General features: G+C 61.0%; 23 protein-coding genes. 14 read left to right on the top strand and 9 right to left on the bottom strand.

Annotated features, from left to right (window positions below):
• The first annotated feature begins 116 nt into the window (after positions 1-116).
• The 5 genes from FIV39_RS16195 to copD all read left to right on the top strand — a co-directional run bounded on the left by FIV39_RS16195 (position 117) and on the right by copD (position 4,503).
• A complete protein-coding gene (locus tag FIV39_RS16195; RefSeq protein ID WP_090400168.1) occupies positions 117-506 on the top strand; it encodes a transcriptional regulator in 390 nt (129 codons plus the stop codon).
• A 131-nt stretch (positions 507-637) separates the two neighbouring features.
• Positions 638-2,353: a copper resistance system multicopper oxidase gene (locus FIV39_RS16190; RefSeq protein WP_090400167.1), complete on the top strand. Its 1,716-nt coding sequence runs from the start codon at positions 638-640 to the stop codon at positions 2,351-2,353.
• A gap of 10 nt (positions 2,354-2,363) precedes the next feature.
• Entirely contained in the window at positions 2,364-3,188 is an 825-nt protein-coding gene (locus FIV39_RS16185; RefSeq protein ID WP_090400165.1) for a copper resistance protein B, read from the top strand.
• A 50-nt stretch (positions 3,189-3,238) separates the two neighbouring features.
• Entirely contained in the window at positions 3,239-3,625 is a 387-nt protein-coding gene (gene copC / locus FIV39_RS16180) for a copper homeostasis periplasmic binding protein CopC (RefSeq protein WP_090400163.1), read from the top strand.
• Complete coding sequence (copD, locus tag FIV39_RS16175; protein ID WP_090400161.1) at positions 3,622-4,503, top strand: copper homeostasis membrane protein CopD; 882 nt, start codon at positions 3,622-3,624, stop codon at positions 4,501-4,503. The genes copC and copD overlap by 4 nt, the downstream gene beginning before the upstream one ends.
• Here the strand turns inward: copD and FIV39_RS16170 are convergent.
• The 3 genes from FIV39_RS16170 to FIV39_RS16160 all read right to left on the bottom strand — a co-directional run bounded on the left by FIV39_RS16170 (position 4,500) and on the right by FIV39_RS16160 (position 6,542).
• Entirely contained in the window at positions 4,500-5,366 is an 867-nt protein-coding gene (locus FIV39_RS16170; protein ID WP_090400159.1) for a DUF6279 family lipoprotein, read from the bottom strand. The two genes, copD and FIV39_RS16170, sit on opposite strands and share 4 nt — an antisense overlap.
• 67 nt (positions 5,367-5,433) lie before the next feature.
• On the bottom strand, positions 5,434-6,156 hold the full coding sequence (locus FIV39_RS16165; protein WP_090400156.1) for a TorF family putative porin: 723 nt from the start codon (positions 6,154-6,156) through the stop codon (positions 5,434-5,436).
• A 206-nt stretch (positions 6,157-6,362) separates the two neighbouring features.
• Positions 6,363-6,542, bottom strand: coding sequence for a hypothetical protein (locus FIV39_RS16160; RefSeq protein ID WP_017527541.1), 180 nt, complete (start codon positions 6,540-6,542; stop codon positions 6,363-6,365).
• A gap of 320 nt (positions 6,543-6,862) precedes the next feature.
• Between FIV39_RS16160 and FIV39_RS16155 the strand changes: the two genes are divergently transcribed.
• The 3 genes from FIV39_RS16155 to FIV39_RS16145 all read left to right on the top strand — a co-directional run bounded on the left by FIV39_RS16155 (position 6,863) and on the right by FIV39_RS16145 (position 9,853).
• Positions 6,863-7,699 carry a CvfB family protein gene (locus tag FIV39_RS16155; RefSeq protein WP_090400154.1) on the top strand — a complete coding sequence of 279 codons (837 nt, stop codon included), beginning with the start codon at positions 6,863-6,865 and terminating at the stop codon, positions 7,697-7,699.
• Between the two features lie 113 nt (positions 7,700-7,812).
• On the top strand, positions 7,813-8,211 hold the full coding sequence (locus tag FIV39_RS16150) for a DUF2177 family protein (protein ID WP_090400152.1): 399 nt from the start codon (positions 7,813-7,815) through the stop codon (positions 8,209-8,211).
• 199 nt (positions 8,212-8,410) lie between these two features.
• Positions 8,411-9,853, top strand: a complete 1,443-nt coding sequence (locus tag FIV39_RS16145; RefSeq protein ID WP_090400150.1) for an NCS1 family nucleobase:cation symporter-1 — start codon at positions 8,411-8,413, stop codon at positions 9,851-9,853.
• Here the strand turns inward: FIV39_RS16145 and FIV39_RS16140 are convergent.
• Positions 9,765-10,973, bottom strand: coding sequence for an MFS transporter (locus FIV39_RS16140; RefSeq protein ID WP_090400148.1), 1,209 nt, complete (start codon positions 10,971-10,973; stop codon positions 9,765-9,767). The two genes, FIV39_RS16145 and FIV39_RS16140, sit on opposite strands and share 89 nt — an antisense overlap.
• Positions 10,974-11,076: 103 nt before the next feature.
• Between FIV39_RS16140 and ptrR the strand changes: the two genes are divergently transcribed.
• Both ptrR and FIV39_RS33485 read left to right on the top strand, forming a co-directional pair.
• On the top strand, positions 11,077-11,970 hold the full coding sequence (gene ptrR / locus FIV39_RS16135; protein ID WP_090400146.1) for a putrescine utilization regulator PtrR: 894 nt from the start codon (positions 11,077-11,079) through the stop codon (positions 11,968-11,970).
• Positions 11,971-12,113: 143 nt separating this feature from the next.
• Positions 12,114-12,236 carry a PA1414 family protein gene (locus tag FIV39_RS33485; protein ID WP_261384992.1) on the top strand — a complete coding sequence of 41 codons (123 nt, stop codon included), beginning with the start codon at positions 12,114-12,116 and terminating at the stop codon, positions 12,234-12,236.
• 97 nt (positions 12,237-12,333) lie between these two features.
• On the opposite strand, the gene FIV39_RS16130 is transcribed toward FIV39_RS33485, so the two are convergent.
• The 5 genes from FIV39_RS16130 to speB form a co-directional block, all read right to left on the bottom strand.
• Positions 12,334-12,639, bottom strand: coding sequence for a hypothetical protein (locus FIV39_RS16130; RefSeq protein ID WP_090400144.1), 306 nt, complete (start codon positions 12,637-12,639; stop codon positions 12,334-12,336).
• Positions 12,640-12,844: 205 nt separating this feature from the next.
• Complete coding sequence (locus FIV39_RS16125) at positions 12,845-14,227, bottom strand: sodium:solute symporter (protein ID WP_090400142.1); 1,383 nt, start codon at positions 14,225-14,227, stop codon at positions 12,845-12,847.
• A 25-nt stretch (positions 14,228-14,252) separates the two neighbouring features.
• Positions 14,253-15,767 (bottom strand): purine-cytosine permease family protein, encoded by a 1,515-nt coding sequence (locus FIV39_RS16120; RefSeq protein WP_090400140.1) that lies wholly within the window; start codon positions 15,765-15,767, stop codon positions 14,253-14,255.
• Positions 15,768-15,788: 21 nt separating this feature from the next.
• Positions 15,789-16,211 (bottom strand): YybH family protein, encoded by a 423-nt coding sequence (locus FIV39_RS16115; protein WP_090400138.1) that lies wholly within the window; start codon positions 16,209-16,211, stop codon positions 15,789-15,791.
• A complete protein-coding gene (gene speB / locus FIV39_RS16110) occupies positions 16,211-17,161 on the bottom strand; it encodes an agmatinase (protein ID WP_027603787.1) in 951 nt (316 codons plus the stop codon). Before speB ends, FIV39_RS16115 begins: the two co-directional genes overlap by 1 nt.
• 149 nt (positions 17,162-17,310) lie before the next feature.
• On the opposite strand from speB, the gene FIV39_RS16105 reads away from it, so the two are divergent.
• From FIV39_RS16105 to rlmD, 4 genes are all read left to right on the top strand, one after another.
• The gene (locus tag FIV39_RS16105; RefSeq protein ID WP_090400136.1) at positions 17,311-18,204 is read left to right on the top strand and encodes a LysR family transcriptional regulator; all 894 of its coding nucleotides are present in this window, start codon (positions 17,311-17,313) and stop codon (positions 18,202-18,204) included.
• A gap of 6 nt (positions 18,205-18,210) precedes the next feature.
• The gene (locus tag FIV39_RS16100) at positions 18,211-18,816 is read left to right on the top strand and encodes a tRNA-uridine aminocarboxypropyltransferase (RefSeq protein WP_090400134.1); all 606 of its coding nucleotides are present in this window, start codon (positions 18,211-18,213) and stop codon (positions 18,814-18,816) included.
• Between the two features lie 231 nt (positions 18,817-19,047).
• Positions 19,048-19,950, top strand: coding sequence for a cysteine synthase CysM (gene cysM / locus FIV39_RS16095; protein ID WP_015885254.1), 903 nt, complete (start codon positions 19,048-19,050; stop codon positions 19,948-19,950).
• Entirely contained in the window at positions 19,950-21,302 is a 1,353-nt protein-coding gene (gene rlmD / locus FIV39_RS16090) for a 23S rRNA (uracil(1939)-C(5))-methyltransferase RlmD (RefSeq protein WP_090400132.1), read from the top strand. The genes cysM and rlmD overlap by 1 nt, the downstream gene beginning before the upstream one ends.
• Positions 21,303-21,392: the final 90 nt, after the last annotated feature.

The raw sequence follows: 21,392 nt of genomic DNA, 5'->3' as shown, positions 1-21,392 counted from the left end.
CGAACGTCTGGAAAGTTCAGAGAAATGACGTCCGTCGGTTGGTCTGAACGGCGATAGACGCGCAGGGTCACTCCTATAGGCGGGCTACTTTCCTTAGGCCCGCAGGAGGAATCAGGATGACGACTTACAACTGGGATTTGATCGAACGTCTGCTGCATGAAGTGCAGAACGGCGAGGGTAGCTTTGCCCCGCGCAAGTACGCCGAGCAGGAAGCGGCCGAGAAGGCCACGGCGGGCGAGTCCACCGGCAACCTGGATGCGTTGAAAAAGACCGCTGCGGACTACGAAGCGCTGTTGTTCAAGCGTGGGTTTATCGAGTCGCGGCCTGAGGAAGAGGGCGGCAATGGTGAGAATTTCATTCTGACCGCACTGGGCGCGCAGCTATTGGCGCTGATCGACAGCTCGATCCCGGGCAATGATCACCCGCGCCAGGTGCTGGATGAGCAGGCCGATGCGCTGGACCCGGCGACCTTCGCGCAAGTGGCCTCCAAAGCGCAGATCGCCTGACCCCCCGCAAGCCCCGGCACTCTGGCGGTGCCGGGCACGCCGAAACTGTCGGATCGGTAATCTGCCGCTAAGGTTGCTGACAGCCGGCGAACCCTAATCTGCTGCCATTCAACTGACGGACTTGAATCGGCATGCACTCTATTACCTCCAGACGAACCTTCGTCAAAGGCCTGGCCGCCGGCGGCCTGCTGGGCGGGCTCGGGCTATGGCGCACGCCGGTATGGGCGCTGACAAGTGCGGGCGAGCCCACGGTGCTGGCGGGCACCGAATTCGATCTGTTTATCGACCAGACGCCGGTCAATCTCACCGGTCTGAAGCGCACGGCGTTGACCATCAATGGCGGCTTGCCCGGCCCCTTGCTGCGCTGGCGCGAAGGCGACACCGTGACCCTGCGCGTAAAAAATCGCCTCAGCGAGCCGACGTCGATCCACTGGCACGGCATCTTGTTGCCGTCGACCATGGACGGCGTGCCCGGCCTGAGTTTCAAGGGCATCGAGCCGGGCGGCGTGTTTGTCTATCAGTTCAAGGTCAAGCAGCATGGCACTTACTGGTACCACAGCCATTCCGGGTTCCAGGAGCAGCAGGGGGTGTACGGCCCGCTGGTCATCGATCCGTTGGAGCCCGAGCCATTCACCTATCAGCGTGACTACGTGGTGATGCTCTCGGACTGGACCGACGAAGACCCCGTCGCCCTGATGAAGACCCTCAAGAAGCAGTCCGATTACTACAACCTGCATAAGCCCACCGTGGGCGATTTCGTACGCGATGTGGGCAAGCAGGGCTGGTCGGCCACCGTTTCTGACCGGCTGATGTGGGCACAAATGAAGATGAACCCCACCGACCTCGCGGACGTCAGCGGCGAGACTTACACCTACCTGCTCAATGGCCAGCCGCCCGGGCTCAACTGGACCGGAGTATTTGAGGCCGGGGAGAAAATTCGCCTGCGTTTTATCAACGGTTCGGCGATGACCTATTTCGATGTGCGTATCCCGGGGCTGAAGATGACCGTCATCGCCGCCGATGGCCAGCCGGTCAAGCCGGTCAGCGTCGATGAATTCCGCATTGCCGTCGCCGAAACCTTCGATGTGCTGGTGGAGCCCACGGCAGCGGCCTACACGCTGTTTGCCCAGTCCATGGATCGCACGGGCTATGCCCGTGGCACGCTTGCCCGCCAGGCGGGGGCGACGGCGCCCGTACCGGTGCTTGAGCCGCGCCCGTGGATAACCATGGACGACATGGGCATGGGTGGGATGGATCACGGCGCCATGGCGGACATGCCGGATATGGCGGGCATGGATCACAGTGCGATGGGCGCGATGTCGATGCAGAGCCACCCGGCCAGCGAGCAGCACAACCCTTTGGTGGACATGCAGGCGATGAACCCGGTGCCCAAGCTCGATGACCCCGGCATCGGCCTGCGCAACAACGGTCGTCGGGTGCTGACCTACGCCGACCTGCACAGCACCTTCGACGATCCCGATGGCCGCGATCCCGCGCGTACCCTTGAATTGCATCTCACCGGGCATATGGAGAAGTTTGCCTGGTCATTCAATGGCGTGAAGTTTTCCGATGCCGAGCCCTTGCAACTGACCTATGGCGAGCGTGTCCGGCTGGTGTTGGTCAACGACACCATGATGAGCCACCCGATTCACCTGCACGGCCTGTGGAGCGACCTGGAGGACGAAAACGGCCAATTCCAGGTGCGCAAACACACCATCGACATGCCGCCAGGCTCGCGCCGCAGTTACCGCGTGACCGCCGATGCCCTGGGCCGTTGGGCCTATCACTGCCACCTGCTGTACCACATGGAAATGGGCATGTTCCGTGAAGTGCGCGTGAATGAATGAGGAAGCGAGCATGAGCCGTCGGGTGTTATTTGTGTGTATCGCGCTGGCCTGGTTGGCGTTCGGCTCGCTGGCGCAGGCTGAGGAGTTTCAGGGCATGAGCCCGGCGGTTCCGGCGCTGAGCGAAAGTCGTACGCCGATTCCGCTGCTGACCGACGCGGATCGCGCCGCTGTGTACAACGCGCCGGGCGGGCACATGGTGCATGACAGCGCCATCAACGCCATGCTGCTGATCAACCAGTTGGAATGGCAAGGCGGCGGTGAGAGCGGTGCGCTGAACTGGGACGTCAAGAGCTGGGTCGGTGGCGACATCGACCGCCTGTGGTTGCGCAGTGAGGGCGAGCGCAGTGCCGGCCGCACCGACAGCGCCGAAGCCCAGGCCTTATGGGGGCACGCCATCAGCCCTTGGTGGGACCTGGTTGGCGGTGTGCGCCAGGACTTCAAGCCCGCAGACAGCCAGACCTGGGCAGCCTTCGGCGTACAGGGCTTGGCGCTCTACAACTTCGAGGCCGAGGCGACGCTGTTTGTTGGCGAGTCGGGCCACGCCGCGGCACGCCTGGAAGGTGACTACGACATTTTGCTCACCAACCGCCTGATCCTGCAGCCGACGGCCGAACTCAATTTTTATGCGCAGAACGACCCGCAACGCAGGGTCGGCTCCGGCCTGTCGGAAAGCGAGCTGGGCCTGCGGTTGCGCTATGAGGTGCGCCGGGAGTTTGCGCCGTACGTGGGTGTCAGCTGGAACCGCAGCTATGGCCAGACGGCGCAATACGCTCGCGACGAAGACGAAGACGTCAGCCAACTGCGTTGGGTGGTCGGCGTGCGCTTGTGGTTTTAAACGGTTTCTTATTCTTATAACTCGCCGCCTTGAGCGGCCTGGAGCCTTGCATGTCAATGTTGAAAACCGCGTTAACGAGTGGTGCGCTGTGGGCCGGATTAATGATCAGCCTGCCGGCGTCGGCCCATCCGAAACTGCTGTCGTCCCTCCCTCCCGCCGGGACCCAAGGTGGCGCGCCGACAGTCATTGAACTGCGCTTCTCGGAGAACCTGCTGACGCAGTTTTCCGGGGCCAAGCTGACCATGACCGATATGCCCGGCATGCCCAATTCGCCGATGCCGGTCAAGGCCAGTGTCACGGCGAGCGCCGACCCCAAGGTGATGCTGATCAAGCCAGCCTCTGCGCTGACTACCGGCACCTATCGGGTCGATTGGCGTGCAGTGTCATCGGACACCCACCCGATCACCGGTAACGTGGTGTTCAGCGTCCAGCCATGAGTGAACTGACCCAAGTCGCACTGCGTTTTGCGCTCTATCTTGACCTGATGGTGTTGTTTGGCCTGGGGCTCTTTGGTCTTTATGGGTTGAAAGCGCCGGAGCGCGTGCTGCTGAATTTCAGGGGCCTGCTGCGGCTGACGGCTGGCCTTGGGCTAGTGCTGTCGATGGCGTCGCTGTTGACGCTGACCCAGGCCATGAGTGGTGCCACGGATTGGCAGACGCTGTGGCCGCATCTGCACATGATGCTCTGGCAGACCGACCTGGGGTTGATGTGGTGGCTACGGATGGGGGCGCTGGGCGTGGCTGTGCTTGGCACCCGCCTGCCACTGACCACGTTGTCGGGCGCCACCGCATTGGTGACACTGGCGTGGACCGGGCACGGAGTGATGCATGAAGGCACGCTGGGTGTGTGGCACATCCTCAGCGACGGCGCGCATCTGTTGGCGGCGGGAGGTTGGGTGGGGGCGTTGGCCGCGTTCGGGTTGTTGTTGAGGCGTGCGTCTTTGCACCACGCCGATCACGTTCGGGTGTTGGCAAGAGCGCTGGCGGGGTTCGAGCACGTGGGGGCGGGATTTGTCGCGGTGCTGATCGGCACCGGTGTGGCGAATTATCTGTTGGTGGTCGGACCGAATCTGGACGGCCTTACCGGTGGCGTCTACGCGATCCTGTTATGCCTGAAGCTAGGGCTGTTTGGCCTGATGTTGGGGCTGGCGGCGCTCAATCGTTTCCACCTCACCCCGCTTCTACAACGGTCTGTGGCGGCAGGTGATTATGTCGCTGCCATTGCTGCGCTGCGGCGCAGCATGGTGCTGGAGTTGAGTACGGCTGCGCTGATCCTCGCGCTGGTGGCCTGGCTGGGCACCCTGGCACCCAATTAGGACTGCGCGCTTTTCAGGCATTTGAGTGCCTGGAAGTCACTGCGTACGTTGTCGATTTTCTGGGTGAGTTTCAGCCGTTGCTGCACGCTGCTTTCGGCCATGACGTCGATGATCAGGCCGCGCGCAGCGGCCTCGGTCTGTGCATACGCCGCGCGATATTCCGGTGTCCACAGGCTTTCGCGGTCCACCAGCAGTTGCTGGATTTTCTGCGGGAAATTGGCGCTTTGGCGTTGCTGCACGGCGTCGATGAATTGTGCCTGCCAGTGGGCACGGTTGCCGATCCATTGTTCGTTTTGCTCGCCCAGGCCGATGGACCAGGCCATCACTCGGTTCTTCTGGCTATCGCTCAGTGGCCCCATCCACGTATCCAGGCGCTTGTTCATGCGCTCGGCGCGCTCCTGGATCTGCTTGGCCAGTGGCGGCTTGAGATAGTCGTCCTGGCGTTTGCGCAGGTCCTTGGCCAGGGCATCGTTCATGTCGTTGACCTGTTGGTCATCCAGCCCTTGTAACAATTCAATCGCCGACGGGGTGATTTCCCGCGCCACCTCGGCAATCGCCTGCTTGGCCTCAACCGTGCGGGTTTGCAGCGCTGCATCGGTGACCTGGTTGCTTTCGACCATTGCCTGCAGGCGGTCGAGCCAGTCGAGGTAATCCGGCAATTGCGTGGTGCAGTGCCAGGCCAGGTGTCCCTTGAGTGTGTCGTTGAACCAGCTTTTCTGCCCGGCGTTCATGTCCAGGTAGTCGTTGAGGGTCCAGGGGATGATCACGTCCAGGTTGCGATAGGCCAGGCCCACGCGGTTGCAGCCGGCGAGCACCAGGCTCAGGGTCAGGAATACCACCAGCAGTTTGAGCCGACGCAGCATGGGCGTGTCCTTGCGCAGAGGGGAGTTAATGCATGTGAACCCGCGGCGCACGCGACAGTTCAGCCCATCAATAAAACGACCGCACCGCCTTCAAGGTCAACAGGCCATCGCATTGCGAATTGTGTCCGGAATAGGCCGAGCAATCGCCGCCGCTGAGGCTGGAGTCGCTGTAGATCAGGTCCAGGTCGATGCCATTCCAGGCGCGGGAGAACTGTATCGACCAGTCGCTGAAGCTGCTGATGGACCCCCCCTCCACGGAGGTCGGGGTGCCCAGTTGATGGGTGGTGTATTTCATACTGACGCCGATGCCGAAGGGCTGGGTGCCGGTGAGGTCGGCGAACAGGGTGCTGTCCTGGCGGTCCGGGTCGTTGCTGAAGGAGGCGCCGAAGCGATTGCCCAGCAGGTTGAGGCCGCCGTAGAGCTCCTGGCTGTCGAGGGGGCTGAGTTTGGGATAACTGTAATGGATCAGGCCGACTTCGTAGCCCAGGGTCTGGTCGAAAGGGTGCTTGAACCCCATGTACGAATCGACTTCGAGAGTGCTGGCCGACGACAGGCCCATGTTCGGAGAAAACTGGCCAAAGTACAGGCCGCTGTCGTGGCTCAGGTCCAGCCCGCCATGGAACGAGTCACTGCCCGGCGAGGTCGGCTTGACCAGGCCTTGGGCCATGCTGCGGCTGGGGGTAGTGCCCAATTTCAGGTCGAAGTCACCCAGTTCACGCTGGAAAATCTGCGCTTCGGCGAGAGGGCTGGCTGCCAGGAAACTGGCCACGAAAATGCAGCGTTTAAGCATGCTTCACTCCATGAAAAGCGAGGAGCAGGAACGAAAAAATAGGGCAGATGCCCGTGCTAGACGTGTGCAAGCATACCGGCGAATGTCAGGAGGTGAGGCCCGTTCGTCGATTTGCATGACTTGAAGGTGAAGCGAGAGGGTATTTCAGGCTCTAGTCCTAGCGCCTTGAAGGCAAGACGCATAGGGACCAGGTGTACTGCGCGGTGTTACTTTTTACCCAGGCTGATCTGCTTGGACGGGCCGAAAGTCTGGCCGCTCACGCCCTTGGCAATTTGCTGGATTTCGCCACCGGACTTGAGAAACGCAGCAATCTGGTTGTTGATCGATTCGCTGGTTTCAACGGCGGGAGCTGGCTTTGCTTTGCTGTTGGATGCTTTTACGCGCATGGCGGCCACTAACCTGTAGAAAATTAACTTGGCCAGGCATCGTACAGGAAATACTTGACAATTGCTTGGTAAATATCCCCGGGAATAAGTGCGGCAGCTGAAAACAGCCAAAGTTTATTTTTGAAATTAACCCCTAACTTACTGTTTTAACTCGAAACCACGGGGTGAGCCGGCGTGGGGGCGTGGCAAAATTCAGTCGAATGATCGGACGAGCGGAACGGTGCCACTGGAATGCCAGGCAACCCCGCGATTTTTCAGGTGTGCGCGCGTGTCGAGCGCAACTCGGGTAGAATGCCGCCCACGCAATGAGGGTATTGGAAATGGCTTTAGTCGGGCGCTACAACAGCTTGCAAGTGGTTAAACACACTAACTTTGGTTTGTACCTTGATGGTGCGCAAGATGGCGAAATCCTCTTGCCTAATCGGTATATCCCCAAAGATATTCCCAGTGAAGATGAAGACTGGCTTAACGTTTTCATTTATCTGGACAGCGATGACAAACTTATCGCCACTACCGAAAAACCGAAAGTTCAAGTCGGCGAATTTGCCAGTTTGAAAGTCGTGGAAGTCAACAGCATTGGTGTGTTCCTCGATTGGGGTTTGCCAAAGGATCTGTTGCTGCCGTACTCGGAAGAAAAACGTCAGATGACCGCCGGCGAATACTGCGTGGTGCATGTCTACCTCGATAAACACACCAAGCGTATTACCGCCACCGCACGCCTTGATCGCTATCTGGACAAGACGCCGGCCAACTACGTCGTGGGCCAGGAAGTCGACCTGCTGGTCGCCGAAGCCACCGACATGGGCTTCAAGGCGATCATCAACAACAGGCATTGGGGCCTGATCCACAAGAACGAAGTGTTCAAGTTCCTGCGTCCGGGCAAGGAAGAGAAAGGCTTTATCAAAGAGATTCGTGCCGATGGCAACATCAGCCTGAGCCTGCAACCGGTCGGCCAGGAAGCGGCCTCCAGCCTAAACTCGAAGATCCTCGCCAAGTTGCGTGAAAACAACGGCAGCCTGCCAGTCAGCGACAAGAGCGACCCGGCGGTGATCAGCAACTTGTTTGGCGTGAGCAAGGGCAACTTCAAGAAGGCCATTGGTGCACTCTACAAGCAGGGCCAGATCGTGATTCACGCGGATCGCATTGAACTAAGCTGAGTGCGGTTTGCTCTTCTTTAGGAGCGAGCTTGCTCGCGAAAAAGGTACATCCGACACCGTGATGCGCCTGGAGTATTTTCGCGAGCAAGCTCGCTCCTACAGAGGGTGCATCAATGTCCAAGAAGTCTGTCTTCGCTTACCTCGGCACCTTGCTTGCCTTCCTGATCCTCGACGGTCTCTGGCTCGGCGTCCTCATGGGCCCGACCTACAAATCCCTGCTGGGCCCGCTGATGCTCGATCAGCCTCGCCTGTTGCCCGCAGCGCTGTTCTACCTCTTGTATGTCCTCGGTTGCGTGGTGTTCGTGGTCTTGCCCAGCGCCAGTTGGCAACGCGCTGCGCGGATGGGCGCCATGCTGGGCCTGGTGGCCTACGGCACCTATGACCTGAGCAACTGGGCCACGCTGCAAGGCTGGTCTGGTGGGTTGGCGGTGATGGACATGGCCTGGGGCACCTTCCTCACAGCGGCTTGCTGCACGGTCGGGTACTTGTGTGCACAACGAGTGCACCGATGATTGTGTACAGGATCAATCTGCACCGTTGCTGAGCGCAGTCCCCGTTAATAAACCTCCTTGTCCCCCTTTGGAACGTCGTTGCAGAGGGATTGTGTTCTATTGGCACGTATTCTGCTGACTATCTCGTATACAAACCACGCCGCCTCCCGTATGCACCCCCGTGACGGAAGCGCAGGCCGGTATTACGAGGAGCCCAGCGATGACCGAACAATTGCCCAAAGGCTACAGCCCGCGCCTGTACAACCAGGACCTGGGCCCACTGCCGCAAAAGTGGACCTGGTACAACATCTTCGCCTTCTGGATGAGTGACGTGCACAGCGTGGGTGGCTATGTGTTCGCCGCCAGTCTCTTCGCCTTAGGGCTGGCCAGTTGGCAGGTGTTGATTGCCTTGCTGGCAGGCATCTGCATCGTGCAACTGATTGCCAACCTGGTGGCCAAGCCCAGCCAGCAGGCTGCCGTTCCCTATCCAGTGATCTGCCGGCTGGCGTTTGGTGTGTTCGGCGCAAATATTCCCGCAGTGATTCGCGGCTTGATTGCGGTGGCCTGGTACGGGATTCAGACCTACCTGGCGTCGAGTGCCTTGATCATTGTGGTATTGCGCTTTTTCCCACAGATGGCGGTGTTTGCAGAGCCGCACTTTGCCGGCCTGTCTTACCTGGGCTGGTTTGGTTTCCTCAGTCTATGGGTGTTGCAGGCGGCTGTGTTCTGGGCCGGCATGGAGTCCATTCGCCGCTTTATCGATTGGGCGGGGCCGGTGGTCTATGCGGTGATGTTTGCCCTGGCCGGCTGGATCGTGTGGAAGGCGGGTTGGGCGAATATCAGCTTTACCCTGGCGGAAAAATCCCTGTCGGGCTGGCAGGCATTCGGCCAGGTGATCGTGGCGACGGCGCTGGTGGTCTCGTACTTTTCCGGGCCGACCCTGAATTTCGGTGATTTCAGCCGTTACTGCCGCAGCATGCGGGACGTGCGACGCGGCAACTTCTGGGGCCTGCCGGTGAATTTCCTGGCGTTTTCCCTGGTGACCGTGGTGATCGTCTCGGGCACCTTGCCGGTGTTTGGCGAAATGCTCCATGACCCGATCGCTACCGTCTCGCGAATCGATAACAGCGTGGCGGTGCTGCTTGGCGCTTTTGCATTTGTCACTGCCACGATTGGCATCAACATCGTCGCCAACTTCGTGTCCCCGGCGTTCGACTTCGCTAACGTCGCGCCGAGCAAAATCAGCTGGCGCGCCGGTGGCATGATCGCCGCCGTGGCTTCGATCTTCATCACCCCGTGGAACCTGTTCAATAACCCGCTGATGATCCACTACACCCTGGATATTCTCGCGGCCTTTATCGGCCCGTTGTTCGGGATTCTGCTGGTGGATTTCTACCTGATCAAAAAGCAGAAGATCGACGTGGACGCGCTGTTCGATGACAGCCCGAGCGGGCGCTATTACTTCGATGGCGGTGTTAACTGGACGGCGGTCAAGGCGCTGGTGCCCGCGACACTGGCGGGTGTCGCGATCACCTTCACGCCGGCGTTGCAGGGCATGGCTAACTTTGCCTGGTTCACCGGCTGCTTCCTGGGTGGGCTGTTTTTCCTGGTGTTGGCGCGGCGTGAGCAGGTTCGTGCACCGGCACCGTTGGCCGCGGGCTGACCAACACGCCTCCCGCCACTAACAGGCCTGCACCGGCGATCACTAACGCCGGTTGCAGGCCACCGCTCAGGTGGCTGCTCACCGACGCCAGCAACGGCCCACTCAATTGGCCGATGGCAAAGCTGGCGGTCAGCAGCCCGGTGTTGCGCTGATAGCCGTGGGGGGCAATCTCCCGCAGGCGCGCCATCACCAACTGCATACAGGCCAGGAATGGCGCACCGCACAGCAACACCCCCAGCGCCAGACCCCAACCGTTACCCAGCAGGCAGGCGAATACGCCGGCCGCTTGCAGCCACAACGTGGTCATCAGCCAGCGGCGGGTGGTGTCCGGGTCCTTGCGACGCAGGCTTGCGACCACCACGCCGATCGCCGCGGCCAGGCCAAAGCATGGCCAGAACAGATCGGCTTGCCAGGCGCCTTTGAATTGCGCGCTGGCCATCTGTGACAGGAACGTCGCCGGAATGATGTAGCCCAGGCCGAACAACACATAGATCAAGCACAGGTGGGTAATGCTACCGTTGCTGGCCGTGTCGGCGTGGCTTGCAACAGGCGCAGTGACGCTGGACGGCTGGGGCAAGAAGGGCAAGATTGCCAGTAGCATCGCCAGCGCCACCACACCGTAGATCAGCCACAACGTTGCAGAGCTTTGGCCCCACAGGTTGGAGCCCAACGCCAGCAACCCGGTTAACAGAATCCCCAGCCCTGGCCCGGCAAACACCAGGGCGCCCAGGCGTGGACGCCCGGCGGCAATCGCCAGCGGCTGGCTCAGGCTGGTGATCATCACCAATGCCCAGGCACTTGCAACGCCGGTTCCGAAGCGCAGCAGCAAGTGTGGCCAGAAACCATGGGCCCAGTACGACGCCAGCGTCAGCAGCACACACAGCCATAGCCCGCCATACAGGCGACCCCGCACATGCTGATGGCTGCGCGCAAAAATCGAATCCACCGCACCCACGAAATAGCCCAGGTAATTGGCCGCCGCGATCAGACCGGCGCCGGTCAGGTCGATCTGCCCTTCACTGAGCAAGTGGGGCACTTGCGGGGTGAGAGCGAAGCGACCAATGCCCATGGCCATCATCAGGGCGATAAAACTGGCGAGTAAGCGGATCAGGGGTGACATGGTCAGGTGTCCTGCTGGTAAGCGAATACCGTCAGGCTAAAGCGCATTGACTTTCTGTAAAAATGAATAATAGTGAGCAACTTGTTCAGTTTTGGGGAAAGGCATGGAGTTCAGTCAATTGCGGATATTCCAGGCCGTGGCGGAAGAGGGCTCCATCACCCGCGCTGCCGAGCGTCTGCATCGAGTGCCGTCGAACTTGTCGACCCGGCTCAAGCAGATGGAAGAACAGCTGGGCGTGGAGTTGTTCGTGCGTGAACGCCAGCGCTTGCAGCTTTCTCCGGCGGGCAAGGTATTGCTGGACTACAGCACCCGTCTGCTGGCGCTGCACGATGAAGCCCATGGCGCCGTGCAAGGCGGGCAACCGGCCGGCGACTTTGTACTGGGCAGCATGTACAGCACGGCGGCGGTGCATTTACCGAAATTGTTGGCGCGTTACCACAAGGCCTACCCGATGGTGAACTTGCAGGTGCAATCGGCGCCCAGCGGTGAGTTGCTCGAAGGGTTGATTACCGGTCGCCTGGATGCTGCTTTTGTGGACGGGCCCAGCACTATCGCCTCGCTGGACGGTGTAGCCCTGTGCGAAGAACGCCTGGTGCTGATATGCGAAGCTGACCATCCGCCGGTGCGCGGGCCACAGGACGTTGCTGGCCGTTCGGTGTTCACTTTCCGCCGCAGCTGTGCCTATCGGGCGCGGTTGGAATCCTGGTTTTCCCACGAGCACGTCGCCATGGGGCGGGCGATTGAGATCGAGTCTTATCAGGGCATGCTCGCCTGCGTCATCGCCGGTTCAGGCGTGGCGTTGATGTCCGAATCCATGCTCGACAGCCTGCCGGGCAAGGACAGCGTGTCCGTTCATCCGCTGACAGGGCATTTTGCCACTGCGACCACCTGGCTGATGTGGCGAAAGGGTATGCTCGGCGCTAACCTCAACGCATGGATCGACCTGCAGCGAGAGGGCAGGGCCGAGGTCCTGCAAGACGCACGCGCGATTGCTTGAACGATCCGTCAGGATTTGGATCAATTCAGTAATAGTTCGTTGTGGTTTCGTTCAAGCAATACGTAGGACTTAGGGCTATTATCAATGTAGGAAAAGGCGACAGAACTTGCGCCTACCAGCATTACCCTCAAAGGGGGCAAACCATGAAAGAGGAAATCCAGAACTGGCTCCACGACCTCGGCGTTGCACTGGGCTTGATCGAGCCGCCACTGCAACCGGTGCCGATTCGTACCGATGACGAGCAGCGTCGGCCGCGTCGCCGGTGAGGCCCGCGAGGGAGGCGCTTGCACGATGAAGAACGCTATACGCCGTGAGAGCGCCGCCGGGTAAGTCGAATAATTGCACGACTATTGGAATACATCATTAGTCTCGACTGACGTGGGTAGACCCAAAGCTATGCTGGTGTTCCAGGCCAGTGGCACAGTCGTGATAGTGGCCTTTCACCTCGATCTCTCCTTCGAAACTCCCGTGAACCTCAAAATTGAACGAGTCTTTAAATGCTCGCTGTATAGGCAGCGTGGCGAATGAGGTGCCGTTTTTATAAAACATGAGCTTGTATAGTCCGGTGCAGACGCCTGCGTTGGGACCGTCCAGACGTACGTAGTCCCCTGTCTTAAGTTGAGGTGGAACTGTTGGCGCCGCTGGGTAAGAAGGATCACGTTGTTTCATTTCGATATCTCCTGGGTTGTCGGATGGCAAAGCCAATTTCTTCAAGTTTGAAATGGCCAGGTCAGGCTATTACGGTCCTCAGCAGCGCTTCTACTGTCAGAAATACCAGTTCCGACTAATGGCCAGCGGATAGACCCAGGAAAACAATGGGTGTGACATCCGACGTCGCACACGCTGAAGAAACCGCGCTGAACCCCGTTATGCCTTACACCGCCCGAGCGACCTGCGCCTCTGGCCGGCGCGACAGCAAACTCACCAGCACAAAACTCACCAACGCCACCGCCAGGCTGTAGTAGATCGGCGTGTTCGCATCCAGCCCGTCCTTGAACATGAACACCAGCGCTGTCACAAAACCCAGGGTCATGGAGGTGATTGCCCCCGATGTGGTCGCCCGTTTCCAGAAGATCGCGCCGATCAGCGGGATCAGCATGCCACCCACCAGCAGGTTGTAGGCCAGGGTCAGGGCGCTGATCACGTCATTGACCACCAGTGCGATGCCCAGCACGACGATACCGGTCAGCATCGTGAACAGGCGGTTGATTGCCAGGCTCGATTGTCTGCCGCCGCGCAAACGTGGCAGCAGGTCTTCGGTCAATACGGTGGAGGCGGCGAGCAGGCCGGCGCTGGCTGTCGACATCATCGCCGCCAGTGCCGCCGCGATCACCAGGCCACGGATGCCGTCCGGCAGCGAGACTTTGACGATGGCCGCGAATGCGTTGTTGACGTTGTCCAGATCCGGAATCAGTACATGGGCCGCCATGCCGATCAGTGCACAGGCGAGGCCGTAAAGGATGCAGTAGAAACCGGCGAAAGTGCCTGCGTACTTGGCGACCTTTTCGTCACGGGCGGTGAACACCCGCTGCCAGATGTCCTGGCCGATCAGGATGCCGAAAAAGTAGATCATGAAGTAGGTGATGATCGTGTCCCAGCCGATCGCGGTGAAGCTGAAGCTCGACGCCGGCAGCTTGGCCACCAGTTCGTCCCAGCCGCCGACGCGGTATAGGCAGATCGGCAGCAGGATAAACATCAGGCCGACGGTCTTGATCACGAACTGCACAATGTCGGTGAGGGTCAGCGACCACATGCCGCCGATGGTCGAGTAGACCACCACCACACCACCGCCCAGCAGCACCGAAATCCAGAACGGCAGGCCGAACAGCACTTGCAATACGGTGCCGATGGCCAGGATCGAGGTCACACCGATCATCAGCGCGTAGGCCAGCATGATCACCGCACTCGCTTGGCGGGCCATGGGGTTGTAGCGCTTTTCCAGCACCTGGGTGACGGTGAAGATTTTCAGCTTGAGCAGCGGTTTAGCCAGGAACAGGTTCAGCGCGATGATCCCCATGCCCAGCGCGGCACACAGCCAGAAGCCGGAGATGCCATGCACGTAACCCAGGCGCACGGTACCGACGGTGGATGCACCGCCCAGCACCGTGGCCGCCATGGTGCCCATGTACAGCGACGGGCCCAGGTTGCGACCGGCCACCAGGTAGTCTTCGTGGGTCTTGGCGCGGCGCATGCCGTAATAGCCGAGCACGAGCATGCCGGCGGCGTAGATGAGTACGACGAATAAATCCAAAGCCATGACGGCGGGTCTCCGATTATTGTTTTTAAGTGGTAGGCGCGCGCGTTGTGGCGAGGGCGCTTGCACCCGCTGGGCTGCGAAGCGGCCCCTTGGGGCCATACACCGAAGCCGGCTCCGGGAACACACGCAACAACGTCAGGTACACCACCGACGCCAGCCCCAGCGTCACCGGCAAGCTGATATCGATGCCATCGGCCAAATTACCCAGCGGCCCGACAAACTGCCCCGGCAAGTTGACGAAGCACAGCCCCATCAACGCACTCGGAATCCAGGCCCCCAGCCCGCGCCAGTTCCAGCCATGGCTGAACCAGTAGCGGCCGCCGGTTTCACCACGGGTGAACACCTGCAGGTCATCCGGGCAGTAGAAGCCGCGACGTACGATCAGGCCGATGATCATCATCACCATCCACGGCGTGGTGCAGGTGATGATCAGCACGGCGAAGGTCGACACGCTCTGCACCAGGTTGGCGGCGAAACGTCCGATAAAGATGAAGGCAATCGACATCACCCCGATCAGCAGCGTGGCCTTGACCCGCGACAGCAGGCGCGGGAACACGCTGGACATGTCCAAGCCGGTGCCATACAGCGAGGTGGTGCCGGTGGACATGCCGCCAATCACTGCGATCAGGCACACCGGCAGGAAGAACCAGGTGGGCGCCACCGCCAGCAAGCCGCCGACGTAGTTGTTGGCCGCGATGTAGTCCGGCGCCTTGATCGCCACGATGGTCGCGGTGGCCAGGCCGAACAGGAACGGGATCAAGGTGGCGATTTGTGCCAGGACCACGGCCAGCATGATGCGCATTTTCGACGTCTCACGCGGGATATAGCGCGACCAGTCACCCAGGAACGCCCCGAAGGAAATCGGGTTGCTCATGGCCACCAGCGCCGCGCCGATAAACGCCGCCCAGAAGCCGGTCTGGCCCAGGGCTACGGTGCCGGCGAAGTGGCTGTCGAAGGTCGGTGCGAACGCGAAGATGCCCAATAGAAACAGCAGGCTTGCCGCCCATACCGCAATGCGGTTGACCCACAGCATGAAACGAAAGCCATAGATGCACACCGTCAGTACAAGCATGGCGAATACGCCGTAGGCCAGGCCCAGGGTCAGGTCGGTTTCCGGCAGGCCGATCAGCCGTTTCGCACCGCCGACCAGCGCGTCGCCTGAACTCCACACCGACAGTGAGAAGAAGGCAATCGCCGTCAGCAATGACAGAAACGAGCCAACAATCCGCCCGTGCACGCCGAAGTGCGCACCGGAGGACACGGCGTTGTTGGTGCCATTGATCGGCCCGAACAGGCCCATCGGCGCCAGGATCAGCGCACCCACCAGCACGCCCAGCACAATCGCCCAGACCCCGGCCTGGAACGACAACCCGAACAACACCGGAAAGGAACCGAGTACGGCGGTGGCAAACGTATTGGCACCGCCGAAGATCAGGCGAAACAGGTCTTTGGGCCCGGCGGTACGTTCGTTGTCGGGGATCTGTTCGACCCCGTTGGTTTCTATTTTGCGAATACTGTTTTCGTTGTTTTTATTATTCATGATCAGCTCCGATCACATTGGCTAAGGGGGCGGCAGCCCTTCCGGCATAGCGGACAAATGTTCGTGACAGGCCAGCCACGGGCCTTCTTGTTGTTCTGTGCGAGATCCTTGCCGTTTGAAGACAATGGTCTCGCGTTCCTGGCTAAAGAATTGCTCCCCGTTCATGCGCAGCTCGGTGGCCACGTCATGAATAAAGATCGCCACGTCACCCTGCAGGCTGACAACAGCGTTGCTCGAGGCGCAGGACAGCACCTCGAACCCTTCATCCTGACGCCAGCTGTCCCACAACGCCTGGTAGGCGTCGCGACTGAGCAGCGGCTGGGGGAGGGTGTAGAACACAAAGCTGGCATCGGCCGTGAACGCGCCGAAGTAGGCGGCGCGGTCGTTGCGCGCAAAGGCCGACACCAGGTCGGCGGCGGCTTTCAATACCTGCGGCACGCTCATCAGCGGTGCGCCACGCCAGGCAGTACGCAGAGCATCTCGTACAGCAGGTTGGCGCCCAGCAGTGAGGTGTTGCCGGTGGTGTCGTAGGGCGGCGAAACTTCTACCAGATCGCAACCAACCAGGTCGAGGCCCTGGCAGCCACGGATGATTTCGATCGCCTGGATGGTGGTCAGCCCGCCGATTTCCGGGGTGCCGGTGCCGGGCGCCCAGGCCGGGTCGATGCCGTCGATGTCGAAGCTCAGGTACACCGGGCCGCCGCCGACTTTTTCCCGCACCTCGGCCATCAGTGGCGCAAGGGAGTGGTGCCAGCATTCTTCGGCCTGCACCACACGGAAGCCCTGTTTGCGGCTCCAGTTAAAGTCCTCGGCGGTGTAGCCCTGGGCGCGCAGGCCGATCTGCACCACGCGGTCGCAATCGAGCAGGCCTTCTTCCACGGCGCGGCGGAAGGTGGTGCCGTGGGCGATTTTCTCACCGAACATATGGTCGTTGACGTCGGCGTGGGCATCGATGTGCACCAGCCCGACCTTGCCGTGTTTCTTGTGGATCGCCCGCAGGATCGGCAGGGTAATGGTGTGGTCGCCGCCCAACGTCATCGGGATCACGTTGTGCTCGAGAATCTCATCGTAGGCCTCTTCGATGATGCGCACGGCGTCGAGCAAATTGAAGGTGTTGATCGCCACGTCGCCAATGTCCGCCACCGACAGCGAGTCGAACGGCGCGGCACCGGTGGCCATGTTGTAGGGGCGGATCATCACCGACTCGGCGCGGATTTCACGCGGCCCGAAGCGGGTGCCGGCACGCAGCGAGGTGCCGATGTCCAGGGGCACGCCGATAAAGGCCGCATCCAGGCCCTTGGCCGATTGCAGGTGGGGAAGACGCATCATGGTGGCGATGCCGGCGAAGCGCGGCATTTCGTTGCCGCCCAGTGGTTGGTGGAAAATCTTGTCCACGGGATTGCCTCATCGTTGTTGTGTTTATCAGGGGCCGATTCTGCGAAAAGCGAGGGAAGGGAAGAATCGGCAGGGGCAAATACTTAGTTCAGATTTTTCTAAACTAATGCGGGCGGGTAGACTGCTCAGATCGACACCCGGAGCCGACCATGGCCAACGCCTTGCCCGACCTGAAACTCCTGCGCATCTTCGTCAGCGTCGTGCGCCACCAGGGGTTCGCCAACGCCCAGCACGAACTCAACCTGTCCACGTCGGCCATCAGCACCTACATGAGCCAGTTGGAAAGCGCGTTGGGCCTGGTGCTGTGCCATCGCGGGCGGGGCGGGTTCAGCCTGACCAGCAAAGGCGAGCTGTTTCATCAGGAAACCTTGCGCCTGCTGGGCGAACTGGAAGGCTTCGAGCAATACGCCGCCGCGCTCAAGGGCGAGCTGCGCGGGACACTCAAGCTCGGCGTGCTCGATTCCACCGTGAGCGACAAGGCCTTGCCGTTCGCGGAAGTCATCGGCGCCTACAGCCTGGAGCACCCGGCGGTGCACCTGCATTTATCGGTGATGAGCCCCTACGAACTGCAACTCGGCGTGCAGGACAACCGCCTCGACCTGGCCATCGGCGCATTCTCCAACCGCATGAGTGGGCTGATCTACATGCCGCTGTACCGCGAGCAGCACTGGTTGTACTGCAGCACACGCCATCCGTTGTTCAGCGAACGACGTATCCCCGAACAAGTGATCACCCAGCAGCGCATGGTCGGGCGTGGCTACTGGAGCCAGGCGGAACTGGCGCGCCACGGTTTCAAGCACAGCGCCGCCACCGTGGAAAGCATGGAAGCGCAGCTGATCCTGGTGCTCTCCGGTGCTTACATCGGCTACCTGCCCGAGCACTATGCCCAGGCCTGGGCCGATAAGGGCGACCTGCGCGTATTGCTGCCTGCGACCTTCGGCTACCAGGCGCCGTTCTCGATGATCATGCGCCGGGGGCGCAGCCGCGAGCCGCTGATCCAGACCTTCCGCGATTTACTCAAAGCCCAGCTCAACCAGGCCTGAAGAACCATGTCCCGACCCCAATGTTCCCGCTGCCTCAGGCCCGTTGCCCATTGCTTGTGCGCGCTGATCCCCAGCCTCGACAGCCGCACACGTGTGCTTCTTTTGCAGCACCCGAGCGAGGTCAACCATGCGCTTAACACCGCGCGGTTGGCGGCGCTGGGGCTGAACAATGCGCAGTTGATAGTGGGTGAGGTCTTTGATGATCTGCCGACCCTGTTGAACCCGCCCGGCTATCAGGCGCGGTTGTTGTTTCCTGCTGACGATGCCCAGCCGCTGCAAGCCTATGCCCCCGGCGATCAGCCGCTATTGCTGGTGGTGCCCGACGGCACCTGGCGCAAGGCGCGCAAACTGCTGCACCTCAATCCTTTGTTGGCGGCGTTGCCTCGGGTGACGCTGGCTGAGGCCGCCGTGTCCCGCTATCGACTGCGCAAGGCGCCCGGGCCTGGGGCATTGTCGACAGTGGAGGCGATTGTGCAGGCGTTGCAGGTGCTGGAGGCGCCGGCATCGTTCGAACTGCTGCTCAAACCCTTTGAGGCGCTGATCGAAGGGCAGATTGCGGCGATGGGGGAGGAGGTCTTTCAGAGAAATCATGGCGATGGGCATTTGGGCTAGGCGGGGTATCGAGGCGCGGCCATCGGGAGCAAGCCCCCTCCCACACTGGACCGCATTCTCATGCTGGAACTCGGTCGAATGTGGGAGGGGGCTGGCTCCCGATGGCGTCCTCAAGCTCACCCTCTTTTCTGCTTATTCCTTTAAGCCATAAGCACCACACTTTGCGTGATATGGCCCGCCAGTCTTTCCCGGTATGATGTTCGCCCCCGCAGTCTGGATTGCGAATACGCCATGACCTTGCAGTACCCTACAATCGCCGATTGCGTCGGCAACACGCCCCTGGTCCGCTTGCAACGCATGGCGGGTGAAACCAGCAATACCCTGTTGCTCAAGCTCGAAGGGAACAACCCGGCCGGCTCGGTAAAAGACCGCCCGGCGCTGTCGATGATCACCCGCGCCGAACTGCGCGGGCAGATCAAGCCCGGTGACACCCTGATCGAAGCCACCTCGGGTAATACCGGGATCGCCCTGGCCATGGCCGCCGCGATCAAGGGTTACAAGATGGTGCTGATCATGCCCGACAACGGCAGTGCCGAGCGCAAGGCGGCAATGACCGCCTATGGCGCCGAGCTGGTACTGGTCACCCAGGAAGAAGGCATGGAAGGCGCCCGCGACCTCGCCGAGCGCATGGCCGCCGAAGGCCGTGGCCAGGTGCTGGACCAGTTCGCCAACGGGGACAACCCGGAAGCGCACTACACCACCACCGGTCCGGAAATCTGGCGCCAGACCCAGGGCACCATCACCCATTTCGTCAGCTCCATGGGCACCACCGGCACCATCATGGGCAACTCGCGCTACCTCAAGGAGCAGAACCCGGCGATCCAGATCGTTGGCCTGCAACCGATGGAAGGCGCGGCTATCCCGGGTATCCGGCGCTGGCCCGAAGAGTACTTGCCGAAGATCTACAACGCGACGCGCGTGGACCGCATCATCGACATGGCCCAGCGTGAAGCCGAAGACACCACCCGCCGCCTGGCGCGTGAAGAAGGCATCTTCTGCGGCGTGTCGTCCGGCGGTGCCGTGGCGGGTATGTTGCGTTTGTCCAAGGAAGTGGAAAACGCCGTGATCGTCGCGATCATCTGTGACCGAGGCGACCGTTACCTGTCGACCGGCATTTTCGACGAACCCAACTGATGGCCAAGCACGAGAGAGGTCTGCGCTTCCAACCGACGGGCGGCAGCCGGGCCCCACAGATTCCCGTGGGCAAGAAGCAACGCCTGACCATCGAGCGCCTGGCCAACGACGGCCGCGGCCTCGTGTTCTTTGAAGGCCGCACCTGGTTTGTCAACGGTGCGCTGGCCGGCGAAGAGGTTGAAGCGCGGGTGCTGGGCACCCACGGTAAAGTGGTCGAGGCCCGCACCGAACGCGTGTTCAATGCCAGCGAGCTGCGTCGTCCGGCACCGTGCGCGCACTTCGGCCGCTGTGGCGGTTGCAGCGTGCAGCACTTGCCCCATAACGAACAACTTGCCCTGAAACAGCGCATGCTCGCCGAGCAACTGTCCCGCGTGGCCGGTGTCGAACCGCAGGAATGGGCCGCACCGTTGAGCGGGCCGGAATTCGCTTACCGACGCCGCGCCCGCGTGGCCGTGCGCTGGGATGCCAAGGCGAAAAAACTCGACGTGGGTTTCCGCGCCGTGGCCAGCCAGGACATCGTCGCCATCGATGCTTGCCCGGTGCTGGTACAGGCCTTGCAACCGATCATGCAGCGCCTGCCGAACATGCTGCGCCGCCTGAGCAAACCTCAGGCCCTGGGGCATGTGGAGTTGTTCAGTGGGTCGTCCGTGGCCGTGTTGCTGCGGCATATGGCGCCGTTGTCGGACGCGGACCTGCTGATCCTGAAAGAATTTTGCAGCTTCCATGAAGCCCAGTTGTGGCTGCATGGCGAAGGCCAGCCGGAACCTGTTGAGCCTGATCAGTCACTGGGTTTCCGATTGGACGCATGGGACTTGGCGTTGGCGTACCGACCAGGGGATTTTGTCCAGGTCAACGCCGCGGTCAACGAGGCAATGGTTGCCCAGGCCCTGGACTGGCTGGCGCCGCAGCCTGATGAACGGGTCCTGGACCTGTTCTGCGGCCTGGGCAACTTTGCCCTGCCGCTGGCGAAACAGGTACGCGAAGTGGTGGCGGTGGAAGGTGTGCAGACCATGGTGGACCGGGCTGCACGGAACGCCATCAGCAACAATTTGCATAATGCGCAGTTTTTTCAGGCCGATTTGTCTCAGCCTTTGAATGACGTGGAATGGGCCAAACAGGGCTTTTCTGCGGTACTCTTGGACCCACCCCGCGATGGTGCCCTGGAGGTTGTGCGCAAGCTCGCCACCCTGGGGGCCAAGCGCCTGGTGTATGTGTCCTGCAACCCGGCGACGCTGGCGCGGGACACGGTTGAGCTGGTCAAGCAAGGCTACCGGCTAAAACGTGCCGGGATCCTCGACATGTTTCCGCAGACAGCGCATGTCGAGGCCATGGCGTTATTTGAAGCGGGCTAGGATGCCCGTTTAATCCGACTGGCCTGCGATCTCCAAGGCCTATGATCTGCTACGGAGTTCGCAGTAAAAAGGTCGGCGATGATTTTGGCG

It is taken from the genome of Pseudomonas grimontii (assembly GCF_007858185.1).
Taxonomy (GTDB): Bacteria; Pseudomonadota; Gammaproteobacteria; order Pseudomonadales; family Pseudomonadaceae; genus Aquipseudomonas; species Aquipseudomonas grimontii.
This window is presented reverse-complemented; position numbering and strand designations above follow the sequence as displayed.